Source organism: Mangrovibacterium sp. (assembly GCF_059905295.1).
The window spans coordinates 1-16,669 of the sequence record NZ_JBZQJF010000243.1; the positions used below are offsets into that span (position 1 = coordinate 1).

Here is a 16,669-nt window from a genome sequence, read left to right on the forward strand (position 1 = left end):
GATGTTCAAACGATGTTGACGACTTTGCTGAAATATGATAAAACATTTGGTAAGCATAATTTAAACTTATTGGCTGGTTATTCAGAAGAAGAATTTACCTATGATTGGCAGGATGGCTATCGCAGAAATTTTGTTAACAACGACCAACGCGTTCTTTCGCTTGGTGATGCTGCCACCCAGACCAATAACGCGGGGAGCTATGACTTAGGCTTGCGATCTTATTTTGGACGGATCAACTACATTTACGATGAAAAGTATTTGTTTGAAGCAAACATCCGACGAGACGCTTCTTCCCGATTTGCAAAAGGAAACCAGTGGGGAACATTCCCTTCTTTTTCAGCTGGTTGGATCATCTCGAAAGAAAGTTTTATGGAGAACCTTAGCGGCTGGTTAAATTCTCTGAAACTGAGGGCATCCTGGGGCCGACTTGGAAATGAAAATATTGGTAACGGTCGTTTATATACTGCCAGCGATATTCTGCGGTCAGGTGTGAATTATTCATTGGGCGGTAGCTTATATTCGGGTGTTGCAGTACAAGACCTGACGAATAAAGAGTTAACCTGGGAGACCTCCCAACAATTGAACTTTGGTGTTGACTTGACTTTGGCGAATGGCTTTGAAATGACTGCCGATTATTTTGATAAGAAAACGAAAGATTTGCTGTGGCCACAGGGAATCCCGTTAACGATGGCGAAAAATGCACCTTACGTCAACAACGGTGAGGTCCAAAATAAAGGGGTTGAAGCTTCTTTTACTTATCGGAAAACATTTGCCAATGATCTGAAATTCCGTGCTACGTTTAACGCATCTCATATCGTCAATAAAATTACCAAGATGTATCCGGAAGACATAGCCTCACCAAAAGCTAAAATTGTGGGGTATGCTATCAACTCATTCTACGGTTATGAGATGGATGGAATCTACCAATTATCTGATTTTGATTATGACGGAAGTACCTACACCTTAAAGCCAGGTGTGGTTTCAGTCACTAATTATAGTGCACAACCGGGTGATGTCAAATTTAAAGACCTTAACGGAGATGGTGTTGTAGATCCGAACAATGACCGGAAGGTAATCGGTAAACAGTATCCCGATTTAACCTATTCCTTGAATTTAAGTTTGGCATGGAAACAGTTCGATTTTAGCGCATTCTTCCAGGGTGTCGCTGGTATTGATGGTTATTTTTATTACGAAATTGCCACGCCGTTTAGCGGTGTTGCAAACCTGGGTTCATGGTGGAAAGATCGGTGGACTCCCGAAAATCCAACGAACAAAATGCCTCGGGTTGTTTTAGATGAAACAAGAACAAATGTTCATTCATCTTTCTACATGGAGAATGCATCTTATTTACGTTTGAAAAATATTGAATTAGGTTACACGATCAATCCAAGGATTGTATCTAAAGTAGGACTTGGTTCCGTACGCGTTTATGGAAGTATACAGAACGCTTTCACCATTACGAATTATAAAGGTTTTGATCCTGAGCAAAACGTTGATCAAACCAGGGCTGAGGCATTTCCTCAGGTTCGTGTAATGACTGTTGGTTTAAATGTTAACTTTTAAAAGATCAGGATTATGAAAATTCTAAATAGAATCATTACCATATTTTTTGTTTCATCTGTTTTATTTGGCTGTTCAGAAGATCTTCTGGATAAAACACCGAAGGACGCGCTTTCTCCTGCAACCTTCTTTCAAAATGAAACACAGTGCATGATGGCACTCATGGGGGTGTATAATGCAATTCAACCGAATGCTACACCGACACACTTTTATCAGTTTGAATTTATGGCCGATAATGGCTATTGCCAGGCTGCCTGGCAAGGCTCGAATGAAGTTGGTTCCTGGAGTACAAACTCAACAAGTTGGGCACCGAATGCTAAGTGGACACTGGATTATTCCATTATTGCCCGCGCAAACGAGTTTATGCAGAATGTTGAAACAGCACCGGTAAGTGACGATACAAAATCGCAAATGGTTGCTGAAGCAAAGTTTTTGAGGGCTTACGCTTATTCTGACTTGATTACTTTCTTTGGTGATGTTCCCCTGATAACCACCGTTCAAACACTTGAGGATGCTTATGTGTCGAGAGATCCTAAAAGCGATGTTTTTACGCAGATTTTGAGTGATTTTGATGATGCTATAGCTGTTCTTCCTACTTCTTATTCAGTTCCGGGGCGTGCTACGAAAGGAGCAGCGTTGGCGTACAAAGCTAAAATTTTACTTTATAACGAAAATTGGACTGAAGCAGCAAGTGTTGCGAAGCAAGTTATCGATCTTGGGGTTTATGATTATTTCCCTGATTACGCCAATCTTTTCACTGAAGCGAATGAAGATAATGAAGAGGTTATTTTCGACATTCAGTATACGACATCACAAACTCAGCCTTGGCCAGCAGAGCCGTTTGTTTTGGGTACCTGGCAAACATCGAATATTACTGCGGATATGATCAACTCCTATTACATGACCAATGGATTGCCAATTACCGATGCCGCATCAGGCTATGATGATCAGGATCCTTTTACCAATAGGGATCCACGGTTGGATGCTACAGTGGTCTTGCCTGGCACCAAATATGGTGACGCTACTTTTATTCCGGCTAGTTATGCTGAATATCCTTGTGGCGCTAAACCGAGAAAATATGCAGAGTATGGTGTGGCCGATGTAAATATCAGTACGCTGAATACCATTCTCATGCGTTATGCAGATGTATGTCTGATGAGGGCAGAAGCACTGATTGAATCCGGAAGTACCGATCAGGAGATTTACGATTTGATTGATGAGGTTCGTGCCAGAGTAGGTATGCCTTCTGTCGAGTCGGTTGAAGGTACCGGACTTAGTCAAACTGAACTCCGTCAAATTGTACGGCATGAGAGAAGAGTTGAATTCTGTATGGAAGGTACGCGTTATGGCGATATGCTGCGTTGGAAAGATGAATCGTTAGTGCATGATGTGTATGGCTACGATAAATCGAAGTTGTCAGATCCAACTGATCCGGCAAAATGGGTGTTCTCGCAAATAAAAATTGCACCGAGGACATTTAATGCAGAAAAAGGATGGTTGTGGCCAATTCCTCAGGCCGATATCGATATCAACGAGAACTTACTCCCACAGAATCCGGGTTATTAATTTTAAAATCAAAATAAAGAAGAGAGGGGAACAAATTCAATTTGTTCCCCTCTCTTTGCTCTGTTAATAGGGAATGTTCGATAGTCGCAGATTCATGGCCGGCTGTCAAAAAATGAATTTGGTACTTGTTTTTTTCTTTTAACTTGCGTAACTCTAATCAAACAAAAATTTAATTCAGAATTGGAAGATAAGTATCTCATCGTGGAACTCAACAAAAAGAACAAGGTTGTTTTCGACTTTGTATTCAATTATTACTATTCCGGTCTGTGTGCTTTTGTATATCCGATGGTAGATAATAGAGCCGTTGCGGAGGATTTGGTTCAGGACTTCTTTTTTAAAATCTGGGTCAGTACAAAGGAACTGGAAATCTCAACTTCTCTTAAATCGTATTTTTTTGCGTCGGTGAAAAACCAGGCACTTAATCATTTGAAGCACTTAAAGGTAAAAGAGGATTACGGTAAATACATCAGCGAAAAGAATGAACGGGAAAGCCGAATGCAGAACTGGGAGTTTGCCGAGCCTGAATTGGCTGAGTTAATTGACAAGGCTATTCAAAAGTTACCTCCCCGATGTCGCGAGATCTTTGTTTTGAGTCGTTTTGAAGGAAAAGATAATGCGGGTATTGCTGTTGATTTGGGAATTTCGAAACGAACAGTTGAATTACAAATAAGCAATGCATTAAAGCAACTTCGCATTGAATTGAAAGACTACTTACCTTTAGCTCTGCTGCTGTACATCATCAAGTAAATCAATTTCTCAAAAAAAATCATTTTTTTTTTTGTTTTTGTATATGTGTTTCGAAGACTTGAACTGTCACATTAGTGATAAGGTCAAAGAAAGGTCTATTTGATCAGCCTAACTGAACACGCATGGATAGCAAGAAAGAATACATTGATTTGTTGCCGGAGTATTTTTCCGGATCATTGAGCAAGGAGGATTGCGTTGCGGTTGAAGAGTGGAAAAACGCTTCGGAAGAGAATCTTCAGATTTTTCAAGAATCGGAAAAGGTATATCGCTCAATAAATCTGCTCACCGAGATGAAGCATTATAACTCCACAGCGGCCTTGCAAAAATTAGATGAAAGGATAAGCAAGGAGAAACCTGTTCGGAGTTTAAGTTTCTACTGGCAGCGGGTAGCTGCAATTCTGGTGTTGCCTTTGCTTTTGGCAAGTATTTATTTTTATTACGATCGTAATTCATCAGATCAAATAGTTTGGCAGGCCTGTCAAACGCCTTCCGGCGTCAAGTCTCAATTGCAATTGCCGGATGGAACTTCTGTTTTTCTGAATTCAGATACAAAGATTGAATATCCCTCAATTTTTTCCGGTAACGAACGTCGCGTAATCCTTAAGGGCGAAGCTTTTTTCAATGTTGTAAAGGATGCGTCACATCCTTTCATAGTCGATGCAGGTAAGATAGGTATTGAAGTGAAAGGAACCAGGTTCAATGTGATGAATTATGCTGGTGAGGATAAAACAGAGGTTGTTCTAGCTGAAGGAAAAGTTAATCTGATAGAGGAAAACGAAAGTAATTACAAGACACTGGCAGAAATGAAACCGGGAGAACGGGCGGTTTTTAAAAGAACGGAAGGGAGAATTCAGATGCAGGAGGTTAATGTTGACCAATATATTGGATGGATTGACGGGCTCCTGATTTTTAGAGACGACCCAATGGCGCAGGTGGCTCGAACCCTTGAACGCTGGTACAATGTAGATATTACCATCGAAAACCAGGAAATCAATAATTACATATTCACAGGAACGTTTAAGCACGAAACAATAACTCAAGTGTTGGATCTGTTGAAGAGAACTTCTCCATTTGACTATTATATCGTGCCTGGTGAGAAACAACAAAACGGAATCTATGAGAAGCAAAAAATAATTATAACCAAAAGTTCTAAATAATGTAAAAGGCTTTATCGCAGAAAGGGGAAATGTTGGCCCATCTCCCCTTAGTCGCTAAGCCTGTCGGCTTAAAACTGATTTGTTAAATTAAAACAAGACAAACTTATGAAAAAAAAGCAGTTTCTAATTGCTTCCAGGGGTATTATTCTCTGGAAGAACAAGTACCTTTTAACTATGAAACTAACATTACTGGCAATCTTGGTGTTTGTTGCTCAGGGTTTTGCAGTTAACTCTTATTCGCAGGGGACGCGGCTCTCTCTGAAAATTGAAAACCAGAGTATCAAGCAAGTATTAAACACAATCGAAGATGAAACCGATTACTATTTTCTTTATAACAGTCGCTTTGTCGATGTCGAAAAGAAAGTCTCACTGAACGTTCCCGACAATAGTATCGAAAATGTGTTGGACGAGCTGTTTACAGGCACTGATATTAAATATGAAATCGTAGAAAGACAAATCATTCTTTCTAATGATGTTCCGGTCGAAACACAGCAAAAAGAACAAGATGTTTCTGGTGTTGTTACCGACCAAAATGGCGAAGGCCTTCCAGGGGTAACGGTCGTGATAAAAGGAACGACTGTTGGAACGATAACTGATTTTGAAGGAAAGTATACATTGAAGAATGTAAGCTCCGACGCCATATTATTGTTCTCTTTTGTAGGGATGAAGGCCGTTGAAGTTCCCGTTGCCGGGCAGAAGACCATTTCTATTGCTATGGAAGAAGAAACTGTCGGGTTGGAAGAAGTTGTGGCTATTGGTTATGGAACAATAAAAAAGGCTGATGTGACCAGTTCTGTAGGAACTGTAAAATCAGAAGATTTCAACGCTGGGAGTGTGCAGGATGCCGGTCAGTTAATTCAAGGTAAAGTGGCTGGTTTATCACTGAACACAACAAGTGGCGACCCTACTGCAGGTACTTCGATTAGCCTTAGGGGTAATACAACCTTATTCGGAACAAGCTCAAACCCGTTGATTCTGGTTGATGGTGTTCCAAGTGATTTGAGCACTGTTGCTCCTGAAGATATCGAGTCGGTAGATGTATTGAAAGATGGTTCTGCTGCGGCCATTTACGGAACACGCGGTACTAATGGGGTCATCCTTATTACGACTAAGCGTGCAGGTGCCGGCGACAGAAGCGTTGTGGAGTATAGTGGTTATGTAAGTACACAAACCATTGCCAATAAGCTGGATATGTTGACTGCCCAGGATTACCGCGATCAAATTGCAGCAGGTACCCGTGCATCATCTGACGATTTAGGCGCAAATACCAATTGGTTGGATGAGATTACACAAACGCCCATCAATCATGTGCATAACCTGAGCTTTAGAGGGGGAAATTCAAAAACCAACTATATCGCTACAATTAACTACCGGGATGTTGATGGTATCTTCAAAAAATCATACACAAAAAGATTAACAGCAAGGGCTGATGTGAATCATTCCATGTTTAATGATGTTTTAAACTTTAATCTCGGTATTCTTTCCCGAACTGAAAAACTCAATGGATTCAATGGTTATACCTATCGTCAGGCTGTAATTTATAATCCAACCTCACCGGTTAAGGACGAAAATGGTGTTTGGGTAGAGCAACCCGGAGCTTTTAACTACGATAACCCCTTGGCGCGTATTGAAGAGTCAGATGGTCAAACGAGTACCAACTTAAACCGTCTTTCAGCTACTGTGACATTGAAACCAGTTCAGGGTTTAAATGTGAAAGCCCTGATGTCCTATTCAAAGTGGAATAGTACTTATGGGTATTATGAAACAAAAAATCACATTTCAACGGTGAGGGCAGGTGTTAATGGCTATGCCACGGATAATGCTACAGAAAATGCTGAAAAGCTTGTGGACCTGACTGCAGAATATAAAAAGAGTTTCGGCGATCACAACTTTACGGTTTTAGGTGGTTATAGCTGGCAGGATTTTGTCGGTCGTAGCTTCTATGTAAATAACAACGATTTTCAAACCGACCAGTTTGGCTATAATAATATTGGTTTAGGTGTTGGTATCAAGGAAGGAAGTACCGTTTGGGGAATTGGAAGTAGTAAAACCAAAACAAACCTGATCGGCTTCTTCGGGCGTTTTAATTATAACTACAAGAACCGTTACCTGTTGATGGGTAGTGTGCGTCACGAAGCAGCAAGCCAGTTGTATGGAACCAAAGATCCTTGGGGAACTTTTCCTGCAGTATCTGTCGGCTGGCGTTTAACTGAAGAATCATTCATGAAGAATGTGACCTTGTTTAACGATTTAAAATTGCGTGCCGGTTATGGTGTTACAGGTACTCAGCCAAGTGATTTGTTTTTAGGTGTTGCAACCTTGGTATACAGTAGCCCTTTCTATAACAACGGAACCTGGATTCAAACTTTGACACCAGGCCGTAATCCAAATCCATACCTGAGATGGGAAGAAAAGAAAGAAACCAATATCGGTGTTGATTTTGCGATGTTAAAAAATCGTCTTTCAGGAAGTATCGATTTGTACAAACGTAAAATTGATGGCTTGTTGTACGACTATGCAGTACCTACTCCTCCAAACTTGGTGACTACCACTCGTGCCAATGCAGGAAAGATGGAAAATAAAGGTTTGGAGATCCTGATCAATGCAGTGCCGGTACAGAGTAAAGACTTTACTTGGAATACCAATGTAACGTTTTCTACCAATAGCAATAAACTGATAACTCTTTCGAATGAGTTATATCAAGCTACAAGTGATTATTTCACGACTGGAGCTACAGGGGAGCCAATTCAAACATTTACGCACCGCGTCGATATCGGTGGTAAGATCGGAAACTTCTATGGTTTTAAAGTGATTGGAGTAGATGATGCAGGCAAATGGATTTATGAGGATGCTGATGGAAATGCCGTTAATTATGATGATTTTGATCACTCGTTTGAGAATAAGAAAGTTTTAGGCAACGGTATTCCTAAATATATCGGTAGCTGGAATAATACCTTCCAATACAAGGACTTCGATTTGTCAATCACTATGCGTGGCGCTTTCGATTTTCAAATCCTGAACTTTGAACGCATGTATTTAGAGAACACCAAAACAGTACAATACAATCGTTTAAAATCTGCTTACGATAAAGTATTTGGTAAGGCTGTTTTGAGTACTGATATGGATCTGGAATATAACTCCTACTACATTGAAAATGGAGATTATTGGAAGATTGATAATATCACGCTCGGTTATACGATGCATAATCTGAGTAAGTATATTCAGAAAGCCCGCATCTATGCCTCAACGTTAAACACTTTTGTAATCACCGGTTATAAGGGAATTGATCCGGAAGTTTATTCTGGGGGATTATCTCCGGGTAATGATGGTCGCGATAAATATCCGACGACCAGAACGTTTACATTAGGTGTGAATTTAACTTTCTAAACTTTAAATACTAGTTTGACATGAATACTCATAAATATAAAAAATCATTGGGGGTCCTGTTAATCTCGCTTGTAACTGTTTTAACAAGTTGTACTAAGCTGTACGATACCAGTTATAACGAATTTTTAGCAGACCAATTTGAACCTACAGAAAGTGATATCCCTGCAATTATAGGTAATGCTTATGGTTCGTGGAGAGAATTGCTCTTGTTTTGGAACGGCTATTGGCGAGCCAACGAAGTTGGTGCTGACGAAATCGTAATTCCTGCGCGTCCGAACGGTTGGGTTGACGGTGGAATATATCGCCGCATTCACGAACATACCTGGACCGTCGACGAGGATGTTGTTTATCAAACATGGGACCGGACTTATTATGGTATTGCCACTTGTAACCGGATTATTTACCAGGTTGAAACGGGTTTTGTACCCATAACGGATGAGGATGTTTATAATTCGACGATTGCTGAGTTGAGAGCTTTGAGGGCCAGTTATTACTATGTTCTTTGTGATTTGTATGGCAATGTACCAATTGTAACTGATTTCGATGTTGAGGAAGGTTATCTGCCCGAGCAAAATACACGGACTGAAGTTTATGATTTCATTATAAAAGAAATTACAGAAAGTCTGCCATATTTAAGTGAAGAAAGAAGTCAGGCAACCTACGGACGATTTAATAAATGGGCTGCTTTAACACTACTGGCGAAAATGTACCTGAATGCTGAGGTGTATACCGGAACAGCTCACTGGAGCGACTGTATTGATGCATGTAATCAGATTATCAATTCAGGTGCAGGCTATGTCATGGAAGCCAATCAAAAAAGTGTTTTTGTAACGGAGAATCAAAATTCGGCTGAAATTATATTCGGTTTAGCAATTGATGATCAGTATACAACCGGCTGGAACCAGTTTGATATTCATATGCAAACGTGTCAACCGTCTATGCAAGCCAAGTATAACTTAAAACAAACGCCATGGGGAGGAATGTGTGCAATTCCACAGTTTATCGACACCTTTGATCCGGATGATAGCCGTTTAACCGATAATTTTATGATGGGACAACAATACTCATCCTCGGGTGAGGCATTGCTTTGTACAATGGGTAATTTAGTTGGCGATCCCTTGATTTTAGTTAATGAAGTTCCTGATATCAGCCATTCTGAAGAGATTCATGGTTATCGTTTCGAGAAATTTGAAATTGCCCTGGGATCATCCAATATTCTGAATAATGACTATCCATTGTTCCGTTACACTGATGTATTGATGATGAAGGCAGAGTGCATGCTTCGCACCGGAGATGCAGATGGAGCTGCTGAGATTGTAACACAAGTGCGTGAAAGAGCATTTAAAAGCGCTCCTGAAAAAGCAACCGTAACCGGTGATGAATTGATGGGAGGAAGTGTGTACGATTACGGACTAAGAACTGAAAGTGCCGAAACAGAAGAAGGTGGTAGTGATATTCAATATGGACGGTTTTTGGATGAGTTGGGGTGGGAGTTTAACCAGGAAGGACGTCGTCGCCAGGATATGATTCGTTTTGGTGTTTACACAACCAAATCGTTCTTTGCACATTCGCCTAATGGTTCCTATCGCTCAATTTACCCGATCCCTCGTGGTCGGATGGAAACAAATACAAACCTGCAACAGAACCCAGGTTATTAAGTTAGATTTATATCGTATAGTGGAGATCAACGTCGTTGTTCTCCACTTTTACTTTAAAATTGGACATTTAAAACGTTTATGTGAGAGAAGGTTCTTCCTTCGCTCGTGTTCTTGGATCGTTGAAATATAGAAAACGTAGTATTTCCTAACTTAGAAGAACAATAAAAAGCCTGATACAATGAAAAAAATGAAATTCCTCGCATTCGTGGTCTTTGCACTAATTGTGGCTTGTCAGCCAAAGACGAAAGAGAATGTTGAGTCAGCACCCGATTATGCCATCCAGGGAATTCCGTTCAACGAAGTTCACCTGAGTGACAATTTTTGGGCCCCTAAGATTGAAACAAACCGAACTGTTACCATTCCAGCTTCATTTGCTAAATGTGAAGAAATGGGACGTATGGATAATTTCCTCATTGCCGGAGGAAAAATGGAAGGCCCGGTCAAAGGAGAAATGCCATTTGACGATACGGATGTGTACAAAATTATAGAAGGAGCGTCCTATTCGATGACCACGACGCCTGACCCGAAATTAGATCAGTATGTCGATTCCGTGATCTCACTTATTGCAATTGGACAGGAAAAGGATGGTTATCTAACCACTTATAAAACCATTGATACCACTTTCGTCCGGTGGGAATGGTGCCCGGCTGGTTCACGCTGGCAACATTTGGAGTGCAGCCACGAGTTGTACAACAGCGGCCACCTATTTGAGGCTGCAGCAGCCCATTATCACGCTACCGGAAAGACCAATTTTCTGGATATTGCAACCAGAAATGCTGATTTGTTGGTCGATGTTTTCAATAACAAACTTCCAAATGAGGTTCCGGGACACCAGATTGTGGAAACCGGCTTAATCAAATTATACCTGATTACACACAAGGAAGAATACCTGAAACTGGCCCGCCATTTTCTGGATGTTCGTGGAGACAGTACCCGCCGTGAAATTAAGGGACCTTATACGCAGGATCATAAACCGGTTTTGCAACAGGATGAGGCCGTAGGTCATGCTGTGCGGGCGGCTTATATGTATGCCGGAATGACTGATGTGGCTGCTTTGTATGACGATGCCGCTTACCGGGCAGCTGTGGATAAGATTTGGAATAACATTGTGTCGAAAAAAATGTATTTGACAGGTGGCATTGGTTCCCGTCACGAAGGGGAGGCTTTCGGTGATAATTATGAGTTGCCCAATCTGACAGCTTATAACGAAACCTGTGCAGCTATAGCAAATGTGTATTGGAACTATCGCATGTTCTTGCTTCATGGCGATTCCAAGTATATCGACGTGCTGGAACGTAGCCTCTACAATGGCGTTATTTCGGGCGTGGGGCTCGATGGTAAAACCTTTTTCTATCCCAATCCGCTTGCGTGTGATATGGAGTATCATTTTAATTCGGGTGGAAGCTTGACTCGCGAGCCCTGGTTCGATTGTTCTTGCTGCCCGACAAACCTTTGCCGGTTTATGCCTTCAGTACCTGGTTATATTTATGCTCAGAACCAGGATAAAGTTTTTGTGAATCTGTTCATTCAAAGTGCCACTGATATTCATGTTGCAGGTACTAACGTCGCGTTAAGTCAGAAAACTGATTATCCGTGGAGTGGTGATGTTGAGTTGCAGGTATCTCCGGAAGCAGAGCAGGAGTTTACGGTCTGCATTCGCATTCCTGGATGGGCTCAGAACAAACCGGTGCCTTCCGACTTGTATGCCTATGAAGGTGCCAATCAGCTGCCTGTTTTGTTGAAAGTGAATGGTAAAGCTGTTGAGTATGTTCAGGAAAACGGCTATGCAACATTAACCCGTAAGTGGGAAAAGGGTGATGTAATAGAGTACAGCCTTCCTATGGAAATTCGTAAAGTGAAAGCAAATGAGTTGGTTGAGGCCGACCAAGGTTTAGTTGCGTTAGAGCGCGGGCCGATTGTCTATTGCGTTGAGGGAGCAGATAATGCTGATGTTGATAAGATTGGTGTGACTCCGGAAACAGCTTTCGATAATTCATTTGAACCTGAATTGTTGGGCGGTGTCGAATTAATTACCGCTTCAGATGTCAAAGGAAAAGCGTTCACTGCAATTCCCTACTATGTCTGGGATAACCGGGGAGCCAATAAGATGAAGGTTTGGTTGACCGAAGAATAGATATAATCTTCCTTTGCGAATGGTGTAGGAACGGCTGTCCTTTGTTGAACAGGGGCAGCCGTTTTTATTTTTCAGTACGTATTGTAAAAACAATTAGGGGGAACAGTCATGTATTACGTCTTTTCTTTTGACAGCCTTATGTTGGTTGGAGTACCCGATCTTCTTGTGTCTGATACCATTCTGAAAGCCGTTGGAATCGTCTAAACAGAGTTTAGAAATTACCTAAATAAGCACTTTGGTTGATTTTTAAGATGGAGCTTTAATGTTCACATATACAGTGCTTTATTTTTCTATTTTTCAGGCGGTATGAGTTTTGTACTAATCATGAAAATTGTACAATTTCAAGAAAAAACGTACTTTTTACCTTTAAAAATAAAAGGCACTGATTTTTAAACTTAAACACACCAATAAAATGAGATTTCTGAATTTCCTTCTTGCTGTTTTTCTGATGAGTTATTTGACGTCCTGTCAATCGAAGAAGAAACCAGCACCTTTTGCAAAAGGAGAATTTAAAACCTGGGCACAAACCCCGCCGATGGGCTGGAATAGTTGGGATTGTTACGGACCTACCGTTGAGGAAAAGGAAGTAAAGTCAAATGCCGATTATATGGCTGAGAAGCTGAAGGACTACGGCTGGGAATACATCGTGGTTGATATTCGCTGGTTTGTAGAGAATGATAAAGCCGGTGGCTACAATCAAACTGACCCACGTTATGTGATTGATGAATACGGACGTTACCAACCGGCTGTTAATCGTTTCCCATCAGCCGCTGGAGGGAAGGGCTTTAAAGCTTTGGCTGATTACATCCACAGCAAAGGGCTGAAATTCGGTATCCACATTATGCGTGGAATCCCGAAAGTGGCTGTGGAAAAGAAAATGCCGATTCTCGGAACCGATGGTATTACGGCTTATCAGATTTATTCCACTGAGCAGCAATGTAAATGGTTGCGCGACAATTACACGATTGTTGCTGACAAGCCCGGAGCGCAGGAATATTACAATTCGATTTTCGACATGTATGCCGACTGGGGAGTTGACTTTGTGAAAGTTGATGACTTGTCGCGTCCCTATCATAAAGGAGAGATCGAGCTGATTCGCAATGCCATTGATCAGTGTGGCCGCCCGATTGTACTGAGTACATCACCGGGAGAAACGCCGATTGAAGATGCTGACCATATCCGGGAACACGCGAATATGTGGCGCATGGTTGACGATGTTTGGGACACCTGGCATCACTTCACCCATCTGATTGATGTTTGCCAGAAATGGTACCCCTATATTGCTCCCGGAACCTGGCCCGATTGCGATATGATCCCGCTGGGACGTATTTCTATTCGTGGTGAGCGAGGTGAAGATCGTATGACTCGTTTGACCAAAGATGAACAATACTCACTGATGACTTTATTTACCATCTTTAAATCTCCCTTGATGTTTGGCGGAGATCTGCCAAGTAACGACGATTTTACGCTTTCCCTTTTAACCAATAAGGAAGTGCTGAAAATGCATGCAGAAAGCACCAATGTGCACCAGTTATTCAATGAAGACGGTAAGGTTGCTATTGTGTCGGAACACCCCAATAATGGCGATAAATACCTGGCACTATTTAATATTGCCGATGACCCGCAAACGATCACCGTGGATTTGACGAAGCTCGGATACATCAGTGATTGTGGTTTGGTGAACCTTTGGACAGGAGAAGATTCCGGTCAGATTTCAGGTGAGTACAGTGTTGAGCTTGCACCGCATGCCAGTGCACTTTATAAACTTGTCTACTAAATTATTACTACCATACAATTATGAAATTACAAGCAGTCATTTTCTTATTTATTGCCATTCTTATAGGGCCGCAGGTAAAGGCCAACGAACCCGATTCTGCCTATGTCTTTTCCTACTCGACGGTGAAGAATCATGGCAAAAACGGTTTGCACTACGCCTGGAGTGTCGATAAAAAGAACTGGCATAGCATAGGCCCGGAATTCCGTTTCCTGTTTTGTGACTTCGGAACCTGGGGATCGCAAAAGCGAATGATTACGCCTTTCTTGTTTCAGGATCAAAAAGGAACCTGGCACGAGATCTGGAGTTTGAATGAAACGGTTGGTCAGCTTGCACATGCCGAGACCAAGGATTTATATACCTGGGAACCTCAGTCGTACCCAGAGGTGATGACTAAAGGCAATGTCGTGTTGCCGGAGGTTTCTTATCAGCAGGCTGATAAAAATTATTTGATTACCTGGCTGAGTGATCAGAACGGTGAAAAGCAGGTTTTTAAAACGACGACAACTGATTTTAAGCATTATACCGAAACCGTTGAAGGAAGTGAAAGCGACCGGCTGAATGCACGGGAAGAAGTGATGATCGATGGTGAAAAACAGTTGGGAGTCGTTGCTAAAGTCCCTTGGTCGCTAATCCAGGGGGCCATTCAATTTTACGAATTGAGCAAGTATCATGAAGAGCAACGTGCCGAGCGTTTGACCGATGATTCGACTCACTATGCGAACCTAAAACCACTCGATGCTGAGATCACAGCAATTCCTGATAATAGTAAAGCGATTAGCGATATGCTGATTGGTGTTTTCTTTGAAGATATCAACTACGCTGCCGATGGTGGTTTATACGCAGAATTGGTTCAAAACCGGGGTTTCGAATATACACCGGCCGACACCAAAAACAGAAATCAGGATTGGAACAGTTCCTATGCCTGGTCGTTCGTCGGAGATGAGGGAAGTTTTACGATTGATACAGTGGCTCCGGTTCACCCAAATCAAAAACACTACGCTGTTTTATCCATTGCGAAGATTGGTGATGCGCTTCAAAATGAAGGGTTCGACGGTATTGCCTTGAAAGCAGGAGATAAATACGACTTCTCCGTATTTGCGAAAGGATTGGATGGAGCCAAAGGTAAGTTGTTGATCCGCTTGGTTGACGAAAATGGAAAGGCAATTGCAGAGGGAACAAGCAAGTCAGTTAGTGGAGATTGGAAAAAGTTGACTTTGACCGTGACTGCTAAACAGACGATGGATAAGGCACGCTTGCAGGTTGTTCCTCAGTTTATAGGGAAAGTAGCGTTGGATATGGTTTCGCTTTTCCCGGAGAAAACATTTAAAGGTCGCAAAAATGGGTTGCGTCCCGATTTGGCACAGACGATTGCTGATTTGCATCCGCGTTTTGTGCGTTTCCCCGGTGGTTGTGTTTCGCATGGCGACGGACTCGATAATATTTACCGATGGAAAAACACCATCGGTCCACTGGAAACCCGCAAGGGTGACCGCAATATTTGGAACTACCACCAATCGATGGGGCTTGGTTACTACGAATATTTTCAGTTTTGCGAAGATATTGGTGCCCAGCCGTTACCGGTTATTGCAGCCGGTGTGCCTTGTCAGAACTCGTCGACAGGCGGTTATGGACAGCAAGGTGGTATCCCGATGTGCGATATGGGTCAATATGTGCAGGATATCCTTGATCTGATTGAATGGGCCAATGGCGACAAAAATACCAAGTGGGGTAAACTACGTGCTGAGGCAGGTCATCCGGAACCATTCAACCTGAAATACATCGGTATTGGAAATGAAGACTTGATTACTGATATTTTCGAAGAGCGTTTCACCATGATCTTCAATGCCATTAAGGAAAAGCACCCGGAAATCACCGTGATTGGAACAGTTGGTCCTTTCTCGGAAGGAACCGATTATCGTGTGGGTTGGGAGATTGCTTCTAAACTGCATGTGCCGCTGGTGGATGAGCACTACTACCAACCTCCCGGCTGGTACCTGAATAACCAGGATTATTACGATCGTTACGACCGCTCAAAACCGAAAGTTTATTTAGGTGAATACGCGACACATATTCCCGGACGAAAGCTCACCACGGAAACGGCGTTGTGCGATGCTCTTCATCTGATTAATGTGGAACGTAATGCCGATGTGGTTCATATGACCTCGTTCGCTCCGTTGTTGGCTAAACATGGTCACACGCAATGGAATCCCGATCTGATTTATTTTAACAATACCAAGGTGTTCCTGACACCGGATTACTACGTACAAAAAATGTTTGGACAGAATTCGGGAGAAGAATACATTGCTTCGCAGCTAAACTTGAGCGATAATGCACCGGACGTGAAAAAGCGAGTGGTTACTTCGCTCGTTCGTGACAGTAAAACAGGCGATTATATTCTGAAACTGGCAAACTTGTTACCGGTAGCCGTGAATTCGAAAATCAATTTGGCAGATCTTCCGATTGTTACAAGTGATGCTACCTTGACTATTCTCGAGGGCAAGGTCACCGACCAACATGTTAAGCCGGAAACTAAGACCATCTCAGTTTCTTCGACGTTTGAATACAGCTTGCCGGCTTATTCTTTCTCTGTTATTCGGATGAAAGCGGTCGATCAACAAACTAAAAAGAAATAACAATAATGGCGGTTCTACAAAAAGCGAAATATCTTTTGATCGGCTTTTGC

At 42.0% G+C, this 16,669-nt stretch carries 9 protein-coding genes; all 9 read left to right on the plus strand.

The features are described 5' to 3' along the window. On the plus strand, positions 1–1,563 hold a 1,563-nt coding region (locus tag AC37HE_RS12675), incomplete at its 5' end, for a SusC/RagA family TonB-linked outer membrane protein (RefSeq protein ID WP_500783214.1). Between the two features lie 12 nt (positions 1,564–1,575). Beyond that, the gene (locus AC37HE_RS12680) at positions 1,576–3,126 is read left to right on the plus strand and encodes a RagB/SusD family nutrient uptake outer membrane protein (RefSeq protein WP_500783215.1); all 1,551 of its coding nucleotides are present in this window, start codon (positions 1,576–1,578) and stop codon (positions 3,124–3,126) included. A gap of 180 nt (positions 3,127–3,306) precedes the next feature. Next, a complete protein-coding gene (locus AC37HE_RS12685) occupies positions 3,307–3,873 on the plus strand; it encodes an RNA polymerase sigma-70 factor (RefSeq protein WP_500783216.1) in 567 nt (188 codons plus the stop codon). Positions 3,874–3,995: 122 nt separating this feature from the next. Then, positions 3,996–5,030, plus strand: a complete 1,035-nt coding sequence (locus AC37HE_RS12690) for a FecR family protein (RefSeq protein ID WP_500783217.1) — start codon at positions 3,996–3,998, stop codon at positions 5,028–5,030. Between the two features lie 174 nt (positions 5,031–5,204). Beyond that, positions 5,205–8,417 (plus strand): TonB-dependent receptor, encoded by a 3,213-nt coding sequence (locus tag AC37HE_RS12695; protein ID WP_500783218.1) that lies wholly within the window; start codon positions 5,205–5,207, stop codon positions 8,415–8,417. Positions 8,418–8,437: 20 nt separating this feature from the next. Continuing rightward, the gene (locus AC37HE_RS12700; protein ID WP_500783219.1) at positions 8,438–10,075 is read left to right on the plus strand and encodes a RagB/SusD family nutrient uptake outer membrane protein; all 1,638 of its coding nucleotides are present in this window, start codon (positions 8,438–8,440) and stop codon (positions 10,073–10,075) included. A gap of 178 nt (positions 10,076–10,253) precedes the next feature. After that, positions 10,254–12,209: a glycoside hydrolase family 127 protein gene (locus AC37HE_RS12705; protein WP_500783220.1), complete on the plus strand. Its 1,956-nt coding sequence runs from the start codon at positions 10,254–10,256 to the stop codon at positions 12,207–12,209. A gap of 412 nt (positions 12,210–12,621) precedes the next feature. Beyond that, entirely contained in the window at positions 12,622–13,986 is a 1,365-nt protein-coding gene (locus AC37HE_RS12710; protein WP_500783221.1) for a glycoside hydrolase family 27 protein, read from the plus strand. 20 nt (positions 13,987–14,006) lie between these two features. Further along, the gene (locus AC37HE_RS12715) at positions 14,007–16,619 is read left to right on the plus strand and encodes an alpha-L-arabinofuranosidase family protein (RefSeq protein WP_500783222.1); all 2,613 of its coding nucleotides are present in this window, start codon (positions 14,007–14,009) and stop codon (positions 16,617–16,619) included. The last annotated feature ends 50 nt before the right edge of the window (positions 16,620–16,669 follow it).